The following is a 16,660-nucleotide window of genomic DNA, read 5'->3' as shown; positions in this document are numbered from 1 at the left end:
GCGCTCCCCCCGCCCCCCCCCCCCCCCCCCCCCCCCGCCTCGGGGGCGCGGGGCCCCCCCCCCCCCCCCCCCCCAGGGCCGTTTGTTGTCGTCTGGTTGGTTGGCGGTGTGCGGGTCTAGGTTGTGGCGTCGATCGTCTGTGTGAGCCAGTTCGCCAGCAGCGCGGCGGCAGCGGCGGTGTCGTGGCCGGTGGGTAAGGCTGTGTCGCTGTTTGGGCGGGCTGTTATGCCCGTGCCCGTGCTGGTGGCGGCGGTGTAGGTCTGGGCGAGGGAGGGGAACTGCGTGCCGCCGGTAAACGCCGCAGCGGTGGTGGCGAGCAGGTCTGCGGCGATCTGGGCCAATCCCGACAGCGCCAGCACGGCGCCCACGGGGTCACCGGCGATCAGTATCTCTGCCGCGTTCCATGCGATCTCCTGAGCCAGGCTGGCATTGGTGGCAATGCGGGTGATGTCGAGACCGGCGAGGACCCCGACTACTTCGGAGGCGATGGCGGCAATGCCGGTGGTGTCCAGCGGCGCGGCAAGGGCCAGAGCGCGAGACACCAGCCGCAGGTCGATCCCGTCGGCCATCGCGACCAGGGGAGCGAACTGATTGTTAAGGTCCCCGGCGACCCGGTGCAGCCCAGGAACATCACCGCTACCGAGAAGAGCGGGTAGTTCGGCGAGGCCGGCGACGATGGCCGGCACGTTCGCGGCGAAGGTGGACAGCCCGTTCACCACGGTGACCACCTGTGCGAGGACTCGAGAGACGGTCAGCCCTCCTGTCGAGGGCCACGCCGTGACCGGTGCTGTCGTGGTGGGTACCTGCCCCGGGCTCGTGCGCGGGGTCGGGGTGGCAGTGAGGGCACGTACGACCGCGTCGAAGGCGGGTGATTCCTGAGAAGTGGTCGAACAGTAGAGGTCTCGGACCGGGCAGATGGTGCGGACACGGTCGGTGAGGTCGGCGAAGCCGTGTGAGCGGGGACCTGCGGCGCCGTGGCCGCCAACGGGGGCGCCCAATTGGGGTGTGCTCGGGTCACGGTGCGGGTCGGAGACGAGACCGACCGCCACAACCCGCGAGCCGGGGATCGGGCCACGGTTGTTGCCGATCGCTGTGGCGAGGTCACCGACGGTCGCGGCTCCTTCGGCATAGCCGGCCAGGACTACTCCCGTACCCGAGCACAACGCCGACAGCGCCGTAGCGAGAGCTTGTTCGCCGGTGGCGTCGGCGGTGCGGGGGAGGGTTTGGACGTCGATGTCGCTGCCGTAGCGGGTCGTCAACGCGTCGGCGACCGTGGTGAGCACCCCCACCGGCGGTGCTGGAGCGATTGCCGGGGTTGTCTCGAACGTGCCCGGTACCAGCAGTGCGGTCCACTTCGGGCAGTCCGCCGCGGCGGGGCCGGGTGTCGGGTCTGCGGTGGCGGCACCGGGGCCGCAGACCGTGGTGGTGGCGATAGCGGCGCACAGTGCGGCGTGGGTGAGGCGGCGGTTGGTGCGGACGGGCCAGTTGTGGCCTCGGCGGGTGCGCATGGACGATCTCCTTGTCGGGTGGATGGGTTGTGTGTCGTGGATTGGTGAGGGTCAGGTCGTTTCGGCCACGACGAGTTCGAGGCGCGGGCGCGGGGTAGTAGTCGCATTCCGTCGTGCCAGGTCAGCCCGCGGCGCGGGAGTCGGCCTGGGCGGGTGAGCCGATGGCCGGTCGGGTAGCCGTATAAAAGTCGGTCCATCGGTAGGGCGAGACCTGGACAGGCTCATCGAAGGTGGGTGCGTGAACCATCTGTCCGCCGCCCAGGTAGATGCCGACGTGGTGGACGTTGGCGGCGGTGCCGTAGAACAGCAGATCCCCGGGCTGGAGCTGGTGTTCTGGGATTCGGGGGCCGGTGTGGACTTGGTCGTAGGTGGTGCGGGGGATGGCGATTCCGGCGGACCGGTAGGCGGCCTGGGTGAGTCCGGAACAGTCCCAGCCGCCGTTGATGTCGGGTCCGTTGCCGCCCCACACGTACGGCAGCCCGAGCTGGGCACAGGCGAACAAGATCACTCGCGTGGCAGCGTGGTTCGTGGCCAGCCGAGGGTCGCAGTCGCCGCCGCCGGGGGGCTCGGGGGCGCGGTAGCGGGCGGCTTGGTCGAGGACTTGGTCGACGTACCAGTCGGCGTGGTTGTAGGCGAAGATCGCCGCGTGCAGGTCGGCGGGTGCGCCGGAGTCGCACAGGTAGAACGCAGCGGCGTGGATGGCGTCAGAGTGGTTGTAGCGCGAGGGCGGGTTCGCGCCGCCGGCGGGAAGAGGATGCCGCGCGATGACCGACTCGAAGGAGGCGGCCAGGAACTGCATCGGCCCGCCGGCGCCGGACGCATTCTCGCCGGAGGTCACGCCGGGAAGGCGGGAGCGGCCGTGGTCAGTTTCGATCTTGCCGATCGCGGCGAGCACCGACCAGTCCAGCCCGGGACAGTCCTGGGCCGCAGCCTGATACAGCACCAGAATCTGCGCCGGGATGTCCTGCTCGGCTTCTGGGCTTGGGGTCGAGCCGGTGCCGGTCGAGGCCCCTGGGGCAGGGGTGGACAGCGACTGGTCGAACACGACGACCGTGGTGACCACGGCCGCGATCACGACCACGAGGAACACGACTGTCGCGCAGCCCGCGCCGAGTGCCTTGACAAGCATCGGTGCCTCACCAGAACTCGGAGAGCGGGGGTGTCGGTGGCGGTGGGTCGAGGATGACCAGCCCGCCCACCGGCGCCCAGGTCTGCTCGCTGTGGACATTGCCGCCGGGTGGGGTGCGTGTGGGCCACACGGTGGTGAGTTTGTGCAGGCGCAGGCGGTCGGTGTCGTGGTCCAGCGGTAGCCAGACCTGTTCGGCGGGGCTGGCTTCGGGGCTGGGAGAGAGGAGTTCGGCGGCGGCGGTGGCCACGGGGACAGCCTCGGGATCGGGGAGTCGTTCCCAGGTCCGGCGCAGGGCCTCACGAGCGTTCGCTTCTCGCAGTGCGGTCGGTACCCATAGCAGGATCGGGGTGATGACTCCGGTGGTGCGGGCCAGTTCGCTGTAGCCGTGCAGCTTGGCCGCGACCCGGGTCAAGGTGGTGGAGGCGAGGTCGTATTCGAGGAAGAAGTCGAGGGTCGCCTCGGGGTGGGTGTAGCGGCCGAAGGCGTCGGGTCGTGCGAGGTCTCCCCACAGGCGCTGGCAGCGGGTCTGTGACCACCACGCCTGTAGGCGGGCTTGCTGGCCGCGTTCGTCGCGGGGTGCGTGGGCGGTGAGGGCGGCGAACCAGTCGGCGACGCCGAGGGTGTGGGTCAGGTGCAGGCTGTGGGCGATGGCGAGGGTGCGCTGGTGGCTGTAGCTGAGCTCGCGCAGGCTGATACCGGCTTCGGCGGCGAGCACGCTCGCGCCGGCAGGGGCCAGGACCCAGTGCACCGGTGCGCTGCCCCGGGTTCGTAAGGGCCGGAACCGTTCCAGGACACCGTAGCGGTGCAGTCGGGTCATGCGCCGCAACGCGAGGGCGGGGCTTGGGAAGGCGAGTGTGGCGAGCTGGTTGGTGGTCAGGACGCGGTGCTCATGCAGCATCCGCAGGATCCAGCGGTCGCGCTCGGTCAGCCGTGCCACGAGCGCGGTGGTGTCGACCGGCCGGGGCCGCGCGGTGCGGGGCTCGGGTCGAGGTTTGCGTTGATCTGCTTGCTGGTCGGGTCGGGAGAGCATCGGTGCAACAGCCTTTCTCAGTGAGGCCGGGTCGCGTGACTAGCGCCGGCGCGGGTCGCGCCGTGCGGGATCCGGCCGCTGGTCACGGTCGAGGGCCGGCTCGCCGCCGGGGTCGGGCGTGTGTGCCGGTGTGGTGAGGTGGGCGCGGGCGGCGGCGGCGATCTCGCGGGCACGCCCGGGGACCGGGGGGTCCAGCGGGCGGGTGGTGAGGGTGAATGGTCGGGCGTTGCGGCCGTCGACCAGCAGACGGGCGGCGGCGTGGAAGGCGTCGAGGTGCGACAGGTCGTGTTCGGACAGCCACGGCTCGGTGTGGCGGGCCAGATCCCGGGCGTCGTCGGGACTGACCGCGAACACGATCTTGTTGCGGGCATTGGCCGAGATCCCGTCGCGCAGCTCCCGCGACAACTGACTCAAGTTCTGATGCGCCAGCAGCAGCGACAGGCGCAAGCCGCGGGCTTCGGCGAGCATGTCCTCGATCGGGGTCGACAGGTTGAGGAAGTTCTGTGCCTCGTCGAGCACCAGCGCGGCGTCGGGCCGGTCGGCTGAGGGCACCCGAGCACGGGCGGTCACGGCCTGCCATGTGCGCGCGACGAGTAGCGACCCGACGAGACGAGAGGTCTCCTCGCCGAGTGAGCCTTTCGGCAAACGAGCCAGGCAGATTCCGCCCTGGTCGAGGATGTCGGCGAACTCGACCGTGGAGGGCCCACCCGCGATGGCCGCGCGAACGAACGGCCGCAGCAGGAACGCGCGCAGCTTGTTCAACAACGGGCCGGTGAGCTGAGCGCGGCCGGTGTCGGACAGTTGTTCGTAGCTGTCCCAGAACCCGCGCAGGACGGGGTCTTTGGTGGTGCGGGTGACGCGGGCACGGAAGGCCGGTTCGATGAGCAGCCGGGGGAGATCGGCCAGGGTGGCGGTGCCGGGTTGGGCGCACAGGGTCAGCAGGCTCGCGCGCATGATGTCGTCGGTGCGTGGCCCCCACCATTGGTGGAAGATCCGGTGGAACACGGTGACGAGGTTGTCGACCGCCAGATCCATTCCCGCCCGCCCGATCCGCCCGATATCGAGGGGGTTTACGCACGGCGGTGGGGCGGTGGAGTCGGCGTCGAAGAGCACCACCCGCTCACCCATGCGCGAAGGCAACCGGGACAACACGTCGGTGACAAGGTCGCCCTTGGGGTCGACGACGATCACCCCGCGGCCGGCCTCGGCGTCATCGAGGATCGTGCGCGCGAGCAGCGTGGATTTGCCGACGCCGGTGGGGCCGAGGATGTGGAGGTGGTGGCGGGCGTCGGAGATCTTGACCGCGACCGGACGGCGCGTGCCGGTATCGGCCAGGCCCAGTGGTTTCGTGTGCTCCCCGCCGACGGGTATCTCCGGGGCGGGGGACAGGGCGCGGGCTCCGGCGCGTTGCAGGCCGGGCAGTCCGGTCTTGGTGGGCAGGTGCGCGATCGTGGCCAACTCCGGGACCGACAACACATCCCCGCGCCCGAGACGCCGCTGTCGGATCAATGTCGCGAGTCGGAGGTGTCGCCGTCGCCGGTAGTAGTTGTGGTCGGTGCAGGCCCCGAACACTGTGGCCAGGGCGTCGGCGCGCCCGCGTGCCACCGCCCGTGCCTGCGCTTTCGGGGGTGTGTCGTCGGGGTCGTCGGAGACGGGGATCGAGGCGGCGTAGCGGACAACGGTTTCCCAGTGCGCTCCCCGCGCCTTGGTTGCCGCGGCGCGGGCGGCGGCGCTGTACTCCATCACTGCCTGGCGGTCGCTGCCCTGCCGCTCACTGAGTCCCCCAGTCCGGGTAGGGCGCGCGCTGCTCCCGCCGGGGGTGAGCAGATCCAATGCCTCGTGCAGCAGCCCGGCCACGACTCCTGTTGAGGCATGGGGGCTCGCTGTGGCGCGGAGGGCGCGGGCGACGCGGCGGCCGGTGACCGGGCGGGCCAGGATCTGCACGCAGGCGGCTTGGCCGGGTGCGAGGTCGTCGGCGGCGGTGATCAGGTTACGCACGAGATCACCGGCGTGGTCGGTGCTCAACGGGAGCCCTTCCCGCCGTCCCAGCCGTAGCTCGCCTCCGGCCACGATCCGTTCCACGCCTTTCGCGGGGGCGGGTAGCGGGGGTCGGGCGGGTTCTCCGGTGTCGGTATGCGCGCCGGGCCATGCCGAGGCGACGGCCCGCTCGATGAGCCCCGGTGGGATCGCGCTGGGGACCCAGAGTCGGATCGCGGCCCCTTCCTCCGGGGTGACGGTGTATTCGAACCCGAGGTGCGGTTGTCCCAACAGGAGCCGTGCCCAGGCAGGGCGTAACTGGCCGATCAAATGGGCCCAGAAGGTGAGCGCACCCTTGGCGTCGACCTCGGGTGGAGTGAGCACAGTGATCTGGCGAGCACGCGCACCCAGCCGGCGCCGACGCCACCGACCCAGAACTCCCACTGCGGCGAGCACACCCAGCACGCTCAAGACACCGCCGGCCCCGGCCGCCGATCCGAGCCCCCGTTCGACCACCTCGGCCAGATCACGCAGTGTCGTGGGGGGGGGGGGGGGGGGCGGGCGGCCGCGGGGGGGGCTCCGCCCGTCTGGCGCCCGGCCGGGCCCGGCGGTCTGCGGTCGGTCGGCCCGGGCCGGTGAATTACCCTCCGGCGCAGGGTGGCCGGGGTGGGGCGCGATACCTTCCGGCGTGCGGTGGGGGGCCGCGACCGGGGCATTCCCACGAGGACTCGCGACCCCGGCGTGGCCTGGTTGTACAGCCGGGGTTCCCGGAGCAGGTGTGCGAAGCCCTGGACTCGCCTCCGTCGACCGGGGCGCGGGAGCATTCGGCGGGGCGTGATGATCGGGGTGAGTCCTGGTGTCGCCGCGCGGCGCCGGTGGCTGTGCTGAACCGTTCTCCGGGGCGTGTGGAACAGGGGCGGGCGGCACGCTTTCCGGTGCCCGGGCCGGGCCGGAGTTCGTAGCGTTATCTGTCCGTGCAGCGGGGAATTCCGGTATGCCCGTATTCGTGGCGGGCGCCTGGTGCAGTGCCGGAGCCGGCTGCCCTTGGGGGAATCCGTGAGCTCGAGGATCGGTGACGGTGCGGCCGGCGGAGTCCCGCTGCGCCGGCTCGGGCGTCACTCGGGATTGTGGCGGGAGCGCAGGGTCGCTCTCCGCGTAGTCCCTGCCGAGGAGGTTCGCGATATCAGCTGGGTCCCAGATGGGGTCGCCGGGGAGGGGGTCGGTGGCGAAGCGGGGTCGAGGTTGTTCGTTGTTGCTGTCGGGCGCTCGGTAAGGGTTCGAGGGTGGTTCGTTTTCCGGTGCCCGGCCCGGATCGGGGTCCGGGGTCGTAGCCGGCGGTGGTGCGGGCGCGAGGTTCGCCGGCGGTGAGGAAGAATTGTCCGGTGAGGTGAAATTCGGGTGATCGCTGTATCGGAAGTTGGGGTTGTAGATGGGTGGTAGTACCCGGGCGCTGACTATCTGGTTCCAGTTATCGGGGTCGAACACGATTTCGCGTGTCCATACGCGATAGATCACGTCGGAGGAAAGTCCGCCCGGTGCGAGAACTTCCGCTTCGCGGTGACCGCTGGGATTGCCCGTGTCGCGATGTGAGGACTCCACGTCGACACCGAAGGGATGATATGCCTCGTACATGTAGCGCGTCTGCCGATACAACCCGTTGGGCAGTTGTTCGACTCCGTGCATATCGACGCTCAGCGAGTCTTCACGCTGGAGCACATGTTCCGGACTGTTGGAGAACGAGACACATCCACCGCCGTTGGTGGCCTGGCCGGTATGCGCCCCGAGGTTGGGGTCGCCCGGCCTGCGGCAGTGGAACCCACCGAGGCCGCCGATTTCGGCCGGCCCTCTGCTCTCCATCCGGAACAGCGCGTTCTCCTGGCGCAGAAAGGCGTCACCGGCGGACCGATCCCGCCACACGACCGCGTCGTCGCCTTCTTGATTCAGAAAGAGGTTGTCGGCAACCGGATCCACAGCGTCGGCCAGTGCGTCCGCCGGCATGTCACGGGTGATATGAGCGGGTAGCTCATTGTCCGGGCAGCCCGGTTCGAACGTAGGGTCGGCCATACTGTCGTAGGGCGAGACCCGGCGGTTGTGCGAGTAGTGATGCTCGAGAACCGCGTTCAAGTAAGCTTCGTCGAAATTGTCCGGCGGCGGCAGCGCATCGACTTCCTGGATCTGGAGTCTGGGGAAAACTTTCCAGTTCGGGTCGATCAGGAGATCGCCGGCTCGCACTTCCCGTTGAACTTCATCGAAGGTGAGATTGTTCTCCTGCGCGTAGTTGAGCATCGCTCTGAGCATGTTCGTGCGATCGGCGGGGTTCGCGAGTTCGTGCGAGGTGAGGGCCCGACGATCCGGAGGGTGGGATTCCAGCGGTGCGGTCTCGTTGTGGGTCCCTGGGGTGAGCGAGTCGTCCGTCGGTCGGGGCGCGACAGGTTCAGCGGGCTCGGCGGAGCGTGCGGGTGTGCCGGCATCCGGGGGTCGGTGCGGTGGCGGGTGATCCCAGGAGCGGTGACCGGGCCTCGGACTATCGCTGTCCCCGTACGGTCTCGATCGACCGGCATCGGGCGCGGGGGTCGGTCGCGACCGGCGAAAGGGGTTCAGGCCCGCCGCTTCTCGCGGTCGTTCGAGGCGGTGTGCAGGACGGTCGGCGGGTTGGCCGGAACGTTCGAGGTCGCCGCGGGCCGGCCGCGGGGGGCCCGCACTCGGTGCTTCCGGTGCGCGGCCCGGGGGGATTCCGCGGGCCGGATCGGTGGTGGTCCGTGGCGCTCCCGCCGGTCCGGCCTCGGCTGTGGGCGCAGCGGTGTTCGGCCGATGACTGCCCTCGGTGGCCTGCGAAGTGGGGGTGCCGGAGAGAGGTGCGGTGGAGGGCGGTGTCGAGGTGGCGGGGGTGTCCGTTGTTGTGGTGGTAGCCGCTGTGCTGGTGGCGGGGTTGTCGGTGCTCGTCGGAGTGCCGGAGGTGTGCGGGGTGGAGGTGTCGCTCGTTGTCGGTGCAGAGGGGGCGTCCGAGGTGGCCGGCGTGGGGCTGGGTGGATCCGGTGGCAGGTTGAGGCTGCTACCCGGCACTGTTCCGTCGGGTAGGACCGTCTGCGGAGTGTCCGATGTGTTGGGTGTGGTGCCGGGAGGATCAGGGGAGAGGTCGGGGCTGCTGGCCGGTGGGGGGCTGTCGGAGGCCGGGGTGTCGGGTCTATCGGGGGCAGTGCCGGGCACGTCGGGGGCAGCGCTGGGCGTGTCGGGTGCCGAGTTGGGGCTACTGCCCGGCGAGGTGCTGTCCGTGGTCGAGGCCGGGCTGTCGGGCGAGGACGGGGTGGAGGTATCCCCCGGGGCGGCCTGGCTATCCGGAGTTGGTGGCGGCCCGGCACTTTCGGGTGCCGATCCGGAATCGGTCGGAGTGGGGGTGCTTTCGGGAGTCGATGCCGGACTGGCCGAGGTGGTGGATGCGGAGTCGTTCTGCGGCGCGGAGTTCGGGGATTCGCTGCTCGGGGTGGAGCCGGTGTCCGGATCGGCCCCGGTGGCGGCGGGCTGTGTCGCGGTCTGCTCGCCTGGTGCGCCGTTGTCCGGCTGCGCGGGAGTGCCGGACTCCGAGGGGGTTGATGCGGGGCTGCTCGGATCGGTATCGGCCGGGTTCCCGGTCTCGGGGACGGAGGGGGCGCCTTGCCCGAAATGTGTGCCCGCAGCCTCCCCCGCCGCGGTGGCCCCGCGCTCGGCTGCGCCACCGGCGGCTCCGGAAGTGAAGGTCTCCAAAGTCAATTCGCCACCGACGGCCACGGTCCCCGCGACATTCCCGGCGACCCCGGCCGCACTCTCGACACCGAGTTCGGTGACGGTCTTCCCGACGGTGGAGCCCACCTGGTTGGTCAACGGTGCGGCAAGCCCGCCGGATCCCAGACCACCGCCCACGGCGCCACCCACCGCACCGGCGATCAAGCTGCCCCTGAGCCCCGCCCAGTCCTCGCCGTCCAGTCCCGTCCGTTCTCCCGAGGCGAACTGGATCAGGTGCGGGATCAGTTCACCCGCGCCGCCTTCGAGGAATCCGAAAATCGCGCCCTTTCCGACCACGGTGGCCAGCCTCTTGATCAACATCTGGATCGCTATGCGAATCCCGGCCTGAGTGGCGACCCGTGCCGCGGCCCCGGCCACCGCACCCACACCGGTCCATGCGGTCACCCCCGCCACCACCAGTTCGGCGGCGAGCAGGACCATGGCAGTGATGATCGCCAGCTTGGTGTGCTCGATATCGAGCGCCCCGTCATCGGCCTGGTCGGCCAGCCATCGGCAATGCTCGATCAGCTTCGGTAGCGCGGCGTCGTCCTTGCCGCCGACCAAGTCCCAGTGCGCGCTGAGCGCGGTATGCGATTCGCCCGAGTGGAGTGCGGTCAGCGCGGCCTGCATGGTGAGGTTCGCGTCACCGGAGCTCTCCTCGAGCGCCGTCGCCATACCGTTCCACGCATCGGCGATCCGCCGTATGGCCGTCTCGTCGGCTTCCGGCCAATCCCCGGCGCCCACAACCCATTTGGCAACCCATTGCAGTTCGTCCGGGATCTCGATACCCATCAGGACGCAGCCGAGCCCAGATTTCCGGAGATGATCTGTTCCTGGGCCTCCACATTGTCGGCCAGGGTCACCACATCTTCTCCATATCTGGTGAACGCGTCCCGCACGTCCTGTATGGCCTTCAGTCCCGGGTCTGGTGTGTAGCGCTTGGCGAACGCCTGACCTACCTGGTCGGCGCCCCAGCACTGCCCCTCGGTGTCGAGCACGCGACGCAATTGTTCTGCCGCGGTGGTGATATCGTCGGCCACCGCGCCGAATCGCGGTCCGGTATTACGGAGGCCGTCCGGATCGACGCCCAGGACACTCACGACATGTCCTCCCCAGTGCGCTCGTTGGTCACCGGCCGGGATCCAGGTAGGAACGGTTGCGGAAGTACTCGTCTTCCTCCGCGTCGGTCAGTTCCGGCGTGGCCTGCGGGGGTGTGACCGGCGGAGGTTCGGAGAAGCTCGACACCATGTCCCGGATGCTGGGTGCGCCGGGGATGAGCTCGGAGAGATCGGGCATCGCGCCGACCTCCGCCTCGAGCGGCGCCATGGCCTGTTGCGTGGCGTCGCCGGCTTGCCGGGCCGCGGCATGCACCGCCTCGAGTACGGAACGGGCGAGCTTGTCCGGTGTGGTCCGTTTGAACGCCCCCGCATCGATGTGCACATCGACCGGGATCCCGGCCACATTGCTATCGATCCGGACCATATTGTCGGCCGACCACACACTCACCGTCGTGGCCGCCAGCCGGGCCTGGAGTTCTCCCAGCTGTGCGCGCTGCTGTTCGAACGACTCCAGCAGGGCATCCATCTCGGCCCGCATCCGATCGTTCCGTGCCCGCTTCTCCTCGCGCTCGCTCATTTGGCCCCCCTTACCGGTCGTCGCCTCAGTACTTGTTCCGGCGCACCGATCCGCGAACGGTCCCACCCTGTCCCTCCGGATTCCATCATCACATCGGAGTCGAGGCAAATCGGGACGACGTGCCAAGCCTCGTCCGTGAGCAGGTACTGGCCGCGTAGTGCTCCAGTTCGAGGAGTGGCTGGGATTGTCCGAGCTCGACACCCTGGAGTACTACGCGGCACTGCGCCGCACCCACACCCACCGAAAGCGCCGAACTCACTTTCACGGCGGAGTTCACCGAGGCACTCACCCGCTTGCACCGCGGCGACAGCCTCTTCCTTACCGGGAAGCCGGCACCGGCAAATCCACGCTGATCCGGGAATTTCTCGCCACGAGTACCGACTCGTGCCCGTCGTAACCGTAACCAAGACGAAATGTGAGGCGTTGATCGCCGCCGAGATCGGCACGCAGTCCGGGAAGGCCAAACAGGCGGTCAAATTCGCGAAGCCTATCTTCGCTGCCCAGCAGTTCCTCACGTGGGTACAGAGTCGATAGCCGCATGTGGCCCACCGCGTCATGTGGCATGCGGCAGTGAACCGTCCTGGCCACGCTGATCGCCGTCCAGTACACCCCGGAGCCATGCCGCGGACGCGGTCGTGATCCCACCTCGGGCGTCCTGCAAACCTCAGTCAGTCCTATCCGCCCTGGTCAGTGCGGTATGAAACTGACCTGTCGGCCGATGCAGAGTGGCGTCATTTCGTTTATTTCGTTTGTCGGTATACTCGGGTCGGAGGTGAACCATGACTGGTGTCCATACGGCCAAACGGATCGAGCCCGGCGCGGTCGATGCCGAGGTCGCAGCGCGAGCGATGCGCCGCATCCGGGACTATCTCGCCCAGCACCCCGACGAGGAAGTGATCTCCGTCGGCCGGGAAGTCGGCAGCGACGACGCCCTGATCGTGCCTCGAGCCGTTGTCGATCTACTGGCGTTCGTACTGGCGGAAGCAGCAAGCGGCCGCGGGGTGACCATAGTGCCCTCCGACGCGGAACTGACCACGCAGCAGGCTGCGGACATGCTCAACGTGTCGCGGCCGTATCTGGTGGCCCTGCTGGAAGCTGGGGAGATTCCGTTCCGCTTGGTCGGGACCCACCGGCGCGTCAGGTTCGACGACCTCCGCGCCTACCAGCGCCGCCTGGAGGAATCCGGTCGCGCCGCCGCCGACGAGCTCTCCGAACTGGGACAGGAACTGGGTATCTGAGATGGCCTGCGTGGTCGTATACGACGCGAACGTGCTGTACGGCAACACCTTGCGGGACATGTTGATTCGAGTAGCGCGTTCCCGATTGGTGCAGGCGAAGTGGTCCGATCGAATCCTGGAAGAAGCACTGGAGAACCTGGCTGCGCGCCGCCCTGATATTGAACGCGCGAAGCTCGACCGCCTACGGACATTGATGAATGCCGCGGTGCCGGACAGCCTCGTCACGGGCTACGAGCCGCTGGTCGAAGGGCTGAAACTACCGGATCCGGACGATCGGCACGTTCTGGCTGCCGCAATCAAATGCCACGCCGACATGATCGTCACATGGAATCTGGCCGACTTTCCGGCGGATAGCCTCGTACCTTGGCAGCTCGAAGCCAAGAGCCCCGATGAATTCCTCCTCGAACAGATCAGCATCGACGACCGGCGAGTATGGGCGTGTGTCCAGCAGATCGCGGATTCTCGTCGCAATCCTCCTGAAACAGCAGAGGATGTCCTCGACGCACTCGAACGAGCGGGGCTCGTGGAATCCGTAGCGGCCCTTCGCTCAGGGCGGTGAACCGGAATCGCTGTTTCGGTCTCGCTGAACCGCATCGGCGACCTCGATCTCGACCTGACCTGCCTACCCAAGGGAACGCGAGTTCCTGGAGCCGGCCGCTGGAACGATGCTGTCCGGTCCAACCCGAGCACGGACCCGGCCGCAGTCATGGTCTGCGCCGCAGCGATGATTCCGGCCGATACTCCAGAAAGGGAAACCGAGTGAAGAATCGCGATCCGCGGTCGCTTACGCAGATCGAATGCGAAGCTTGGCCCGCCCCGAGTCCGGATGCTACTCGGCTGGTGAAGACCGTGCACAAGCTGAGAGACGTACCGTTGCCGGACCTCACCGTCGAAGACCTCCGGATCCTCATCTCACAAAGAGTGGGCGCCGACATATTGACCCCGTTGGTCTTGGAGGTTCTCGACGCCGATCCGCTCGCCGAAGGCGACTTCTACCCGGGCGACCTGTTGACGGCCCTACTGCGTTGTCATCCAAGGACTACCGGCTCCGCAGAATTCATCACTCGGATCGAGAAGCTGCTCGGACGGATATCGGAGGACAGCGACCTCGAAAAGTCCGGCGCACCCCACAGTGTGGTCTGGTCGGCGATCGACGAGTGGCGCCGGGCATAACCGCTTCTCACCGCGGATTATCGGAGGCTGAGCCCGTGCAGACAGCACATGACCTGGAATACGAGGGCACTTCCTTCATCAATTTCCGGGACTTCGACTTCGCCGAGGGCGGCAATCCGTCGCGGCAGTGGATCGATGTCAAACGGTTCACGATCGCCGAGCCCCCGGCGGCCGACCGCGATCTGTTATCCGCGCTGATCGACAATCAACACTTCCGCGACGACTACATCGGCGGCGGAGTGAACCCGGCGGGCACCCGGCACGGCCCGTATCGGATCGACCGAATTACCCCGGACTCCTACACCCACGTATCGGCCGACTCCGTCGTCGCACTGGTCACGCGCTCGGTCGATCAATGCGGTGTCGTTCCGGATGTGCTGCGCCAGGTGATCGGTCGGGAAGTGTTCGGGCCCGCACGCACCGCCACGGCCATAGTCACACTGTCCCGGCTCGACGCCTCGGCGGTCGACGACTACGGGCTCATACACACCGAGTTCCATGAGATCGTCACGATCGACACCACAGGCCGGACGCTCCGGCTCATAGTTGCCGCCGACGATTAACCTTCGGCGTGTCTGTTTCCGCTCGTCAACGACTCGAGTGGCCCAGCAGATCAGCCGTGAGCTGTTGGGCGCGGTGGACGACGCTGGTAATCTTCCGCGCATGGTCGATTCCGGGGGAAATCCGAACCAGCCCGCCGACATCACGGTGGTACCCGACGAGGTCCGGGCGGTGGGACAGTTCGTAGCCGATATCGCTCGTAACCTGCGGTCCGGTCTGGAGTCGGCCAGCGGCGAAGTCGATGCCCTGCTCAACGACGGTTGGCGCGGCGACGCGTCCGACGAATTCAGCGGCGGCTGGACCGAGCTCCGCGATGGTGGCGTCAAGATCCTGCAGGCCCTCGAAGGCATGGCCGCCGAACTCGGCGTCCAGGCCGGCACCTACGAAACCACCGACGACAACAACTCCCAGCAGTTCCCGAGCCTGAACCTGTGAACAATTCCGAATTCACCGTCGACCTCGAACGCCTCGACCAGCTGATCATCCGTCTGTCGAACCTGGCCGGTTACCTCACCGAACAGCTCGACCTCATCGACGACAAGGTCGCCACCCTCGACGGAGCCTGGGAAACACTTGCCGCAAATGCCTATCGCGACGCTCACCAACTCTGGGCCGTGGGCGCCCGCGAATTCGGCACCGGACTTGCCGACATCAGCGACGCGGCTCGCGCCGCACACAACCGCTACACCCGTGCAATCGAATTGAACCGCACAATGTTCGGCAACAGGTGACATTGCTGTGTACGTGAACTGGCAGACCTACTACGACGCCGCCAAGAAATGCCACGACCTCGCCGCTGAACTCCGTACCGCCGACAAACCGGTCCACGATGCGATCAAAGGGCAATGCGCCGGTATGGCAGGCGATGCCCCCGGATGCAAACAGTGGGGCGAAACATACGACGAACGCGCACGCACGGTCCTGCAAACCTGCACCAACCTCGCAGACGCCCTCACCAACTTCGGTTATCTGCTCTACGCCACCGGTTACAACCACGGCATCGCCAACAAGAGCAATCCCGACCGGCCCCAGGTCGCCGAGGTCACCGTGCACGCTGTACAGATCCCCAGTTCGGTCGCCGACAACGGTAACGGACTGGGACATGAAAGGCGGAGCAGCGGAGTTCTTCGACAGCCTCCTCGACAAGGTCACCGCCGAGTTCGGGAAACTCCCCAACGGTGACCTGGGCAAACTTGCCGCCGCGGAAACCGTGTGGAAAACCTTCGGCAGCCATGAAGCCGTTACCGGAGCCGCCGCCCGCATCTCCGCAATTGCCGACCTGCTCACCGGAATAGACGAACCGCAGACCAGACAAGGTATTGCCAACGATTTCGCCACTATGCAGACGGCCGCCGAGGGGCTCGCGGGCGCGGCGCAGGTGATGGCCGGACCCGTCGGCGAATACCGAACGAACACCGCAGATACCAGCCGGTAGATCAGCAGCGAGACCACAGCGTTTCTCGTCGAGTCGGGCATCATCATCGCCGCCGCGGTCGCTGTCTCCTGGCTCACCGTCGGCGGCAGTCTCGCAGCAGGCGCCGGCGGTGTCGTCGCACTCGCCGGTGACACCGCTTTGGCGATCAGTCGTATATCGGGCCAGCAGGCTCTGGAGCCTGCTGGGCCTCGCGGCAGCGGCCGCCGCCATTACAGCTTTCGACGCGCTTCCCGATCTCGATCAGGTAGCCACGAGTCTGGCAGCCATCATCGCGACGCACGTTGCCATCGACGACGATTCCGTGGCGGGCGATACCGACGAGCCTGTGAAGGCCGCTTCGCCCACGAAGGAATCCGAGGTCCGTGAGGTTATCAATTCCAGGACGCAACCGGGAAACAACAAGCCACACAGGCAGATGGCATCCGACGACGAAATTCGGCAGCTATACGAAGACCTGGCCGCGAATGGAAAGCCGGTAGATGTGGGTAACTATCCAGGACGGGCCAGCGAACTAGCCGACGGAACGGTGGTCAGAATCCGCGACACCAGCACGAGCGGCGGCGTTACAATCGACGTAACATACCCCAATGGCCGAGTAGTAAAGGTGCACCTGCCGAAGTGATGAATATCGTTCTCGAGAACTTCCTGTTGTACGGAATTTCCGACGACTGGGCACCTCTGTCGGAGTTCGAAAAAAATGTCAGAGCTCTGGCCCCGTCCGAGTACTCCAGGCAAGCGGTCCTCGAAATGATTCGTGAGCTTCTCGACAAGGGGTACATCCGCGCCGGAGCCTTCCCGGGCGGAGGCCGATCCTGGGAACCATGGGAAGTACCCTCAGAAGAGGCGGTGCAGAGGGTTGCCCGCGGGTTCAACGGTGTTCCGGGATATCTCGATATCACAGAGCACGAAATCGGATCGAGCGAAGTTTTCCGGGCCGAGATCACCGAGCGCGGCCGCGCCCGACTGCAAGCCCTCGGCGACCCATACGAGAACTACGGTGATCCGTGGTACGACGATCCCGCACTCAACGCGCGGGAATGGGGATACCCACCCTTCCACGCCCCACACTGACCCTCAGCCCACCGATATCCGCGCGGCATTCTGGTTGGACGACCGGGACCTATTCGACAACGAAGTCAGCAGACTCCCCACTCAGACGCTAATGCGTTCCTCTCAGCGACTGCGATACTCGCACGAATTCTGCTCAGCGAGTTG

General features: G+C 67.4%; 16 protein-coding genes. 10 read left to right on the top strand and 6 right to left on the bottom strand.

Features of this window, described 5'->3' with window-relative positions; translation table 11 throughout:
• Positions 1 to 116: 116 nt before the first annotated feature.
• The 6 genes from QH196_RS07820 to QH196_RS07795 form a co-directional block, all read right to left on the bottom strand.
• Complete coding sequence (locus QH196_RS07820; RefSeq protein WP_280415087.1) at positions 117 to 1,508, bottom strand: cutinase family protein; 1,392 nt, start codon at positions 1,506 to 1,508, stop codon at positions 117 to 119.
• A gap of 121 nt (positions 1,509 to 1,629) precedes the next feature.
• On the bottom strand, positions 1,630 to 2,589 hold the full coding sequence (locus QH196_RS07815; protein WP_280415086.1) for a C40 family peptidase: 960 nt from the start codon (positions 2,587 to 2,589) through the stop codon (positions 1,630 to 1,632).
• Between the two features lie 55 nt (positions 2,590 to 2,644).
• Positions 2,645 to 3,667, bottom strand: coding sequence for a replication-relaxation family protein (locus QH196_RS07810; protein WP_280415085.1), 1,023 nt, complete (start codon positions 3,665 to 3,667; stop codon positions 2,645 to 2,647).
• A gap of 39 nt (positions 3,668 to 3,706) precedes the next feature.
• Positions 3,707 to 10,195, bottom strand: a complete 6,489-nt coding sequence (locus tag QH196_RS07805; protein ID WP_280415084.1) for a helicase HerA domain-containing protein — start codon at positions 10,193 to 10,195, stop codon at positions 3,707 to 3,709.
• Positions 10,195 to 10,503, bottom strand: a complete 309-nt coding sequence (locus QH196_RS07800) for a WXG100 family type VII secretion target (RefSeq protein ID WP_280415083.1) — start codon at positions 10,501 to 10,503, stop codon at positions 10,195 to 10,197. Before QH196_RS07800 ends, QH196_RS07805 begins: the two co-directional genes overlap by 1 nt.
• A 28-nt stretch (positions 10,504 to 10,531) precedes the next feature.
• Positions 10,532 to 11,038 carry a YbaB/EbfC family nucleoid-associated protein gene (locus tag QH196_RS07795; protein WP_280415082.1) on the bottom strand — a complete coding sequence of 169 codons (507 nt, stop codon included), beginning with the start codon at positions 11,036 to 11,038 and terminating at the stop codon, positions 10,532 to 10,534.
• A gap of 779 nt (positions 11,039 to 11,817) precedes the next feature.
• Between QH196_RS07795 and QH196_RS07790 the strand changes: the two genes are divergently transcribed.
• The 10 genes from QH196_RS07790 (at position 11,818) to QH196_RS07745 (ending at position 16,516) form a co-directional block, all read left to right on the top strand.
• The gene (locus tag QH196_RS07790; RefSeq protein ID WP_280415081.1) at positions 11,818 to 12,276 is read left to right on the top strand and encodes an excisionase family DNA-binding protein; all 459 of its coding nucleotides are present in this window, start codon (positions 11,818 to 11,820) and stop codon (positions 12,274 to 12,276) included.
• Position 12,277: 1 nt separating this feature from the next.
• A complete protein-coding gene (locus QH196_RS07785; RefSeq protein WP_280415080.1) occupies positions 12,278 to 12,835 on the top strand; it encodes a PIN domain-containing protein in 558 nt (185 codons plus the stop codon).
• Positions 12,832 to 13,449 (top strand): contact-dependent growth inhibition system immunity protein, encoded by a 618-nt coding sequence (locus QH196_RS07780; protein ID WP_348538054.1) that lies wholly within the window; start codon positions 12,832 to 12,834, stop codon positions 13,447 to 13,449. Before QH196_RS07785 ends, QH196_RS07780 begins: the two co-directional genes overlap by 4 nt.
• A 35-nt stretch (positions 13,450 to 13,484) precedes the next feature.
• Positions 13,485 to 14,012, top strand: coding sequence for a hypothetical protein (locus tag QH196_RS07775; protein ID WP_280415078.1), 528 nt, complete (start codon positions 13,485 to 13,487; stop codon positions 14,010 to 14,012).
• Between the two features lie 100 nt (positions 14,013 to 14,112).
• Positions 14,113 to 14,445 (top strand): WXG100 family type VII secretion target, encoded by a 333-nt coding sequence (locus QH196_RS07770; protein WP_280415077.1) that lies wholly within the window; start codon positions 14,113 to 14,115, stop codon positions 14,443 to 14,445.
• Positions 14,442 to 14,741, top strand: coding sequence for a WXG100 family type VII secretion target (locus QH196_RS07765; RefSeq protein WP_280415076.1), 300 nt, complete (start codon positions 14,442 to 14,444; stop codon positions 14,739 to 14,741). Before QH196_RS07770 ends, QH196_RS07765 begins: the two co-directional genes overlap by 4 nt.
• Before the next feature lie 7 nt (positions 14,742 to 14,748).
• The gene (locus QH196_RS07760; RefSeq protein ID WP_280415075.1) at positions 14,749 to 15,192 is read left to right on the top strand and encodes a hypothetical protein; all 444 of its coding nucleotides are present in this window, start codon (positions 14,749 to 14,751) and stop codon (positions 15,190 to 15,192) included.
• The gene (locus QH196_RS07755; RefSeq protein ID WP_280415074.1) at positions 15,113 to 15,445 is read left to right on the top strand and encodes a hypothetical protein; all 333 of its coding nucleotides are present in this window, start codon (positions 15,113 to 15,115) and stop codon (positions 15,443 to 15,445) included. Before QH196_RS07760 ends, QH196_RS07755 begins: the two co-directional genes overlap by 80 nt.
• A gap of 109 nt (positions 15,446 to 15,554) precedes the next feature.
• A complete protein-coding gene (locus QH196_RS07750) occupies positions 15,555 to 16,067 on the top strand; it encodes a hypothetical protein (protein WP_280415073.1) in 513 nt (170 codons plus the stop codon).
• Positions 16,067 to 16,516: a hypothetical protein gene (locus QH196_RS07745; RefSeq protein WP_280415072.1), complete on the top strand. Its 450-nt coding sequence runs from the start codon at positions 16,067 to 16,069 to the stop codon at positions 16,514 to 16,516. The genes QH196_RS07750 and QH196_RS07745 overlap by 1 nt, the downstream gene beginning before the upstream one ends.
• Positions 16,517 to 16,660 lie beyond the last annotated feature (144 nt).

Origin of the sequence: Nocardia carnea, from assembly GCF_029868325.1 — a bacterium.
GTDB classification, from domain to species: Bacteria; Actinomycetota; Actinomycetes; order Mycobacteriales; family Mycobacteriaceae; genus Nocardia; species Nocardia carnea_C.
This window is presented reverse-complemented; position numbering and strand designations above follow the sequence as displayed.

Excerpts from the sequence above, each read along its gene's own strand:
- QH196_RS07745 (WP_280415072.1), top strand. The coding sequence starts at position 16,067 with ATGAATATCGTTCTCGAGAACTTCCTGTTGTACGGAATTTCCGACGAC.
- QH196_RS07810 (WP_280415085.1), bottom strand. The coding sequence starts at position 3,667 with ATGCTCTCCCGACCCGACCAGCAAGCAGATCAACGCAAACCTCGACCC.
- QH196_RS07795 (WP_280415082.1), bottom strand. The coding sequence starts at position 11,038 with ATGAGCGAGCGCGAGGAGAAGCGGGCACGGAACGATCGGATGCGGGCC.
- QH196_RS07770 (WP_280415077.1), top strand. The coding sequence starts at position 14,113 with ATGGTCGATTCCGGGGGAAATCCGAACCAGCCCGCCGACATCACGGTG.
- QH196_RS07790 (WP_280415081.1), top strand. The coding sequence starts at position 11,818 with ATGACTGGTGTCCATACGGCCAAACGGATCGAGCCCGGCGCGGTCGAT.
- QH196_RS07755 (WP_280415074.1), top strand. The coding sequence starts at position 15,113 with ATGAAAGGCGGAGCAGCGGAGTTCTTCGACAGCCTCCTCGACAAGGTC.
- QH196_RS07820 (WP_280415087.1), bottom strand. The coding sequence starts at position 1,508 with ATGCGCACCCGCCGAGGCCACAACTGGCCCGTCCGCACCAACCGCCGC.
- QH196_RS07785 (WP_280415080.1), top strand. The coding sequence starts at position 12,278 with ATGGCCTGCGTGGTCGTATACGACGCGAACGTGCTGTACGGCAACACC.
- QH196_RS07805 (WP_280415084.1), bottom strand. The coding sequence starts at position 10,195 with ATGGGTATCGAGATCCCGGACGAACTGCAATGGGTTGCCAAATGGGTT.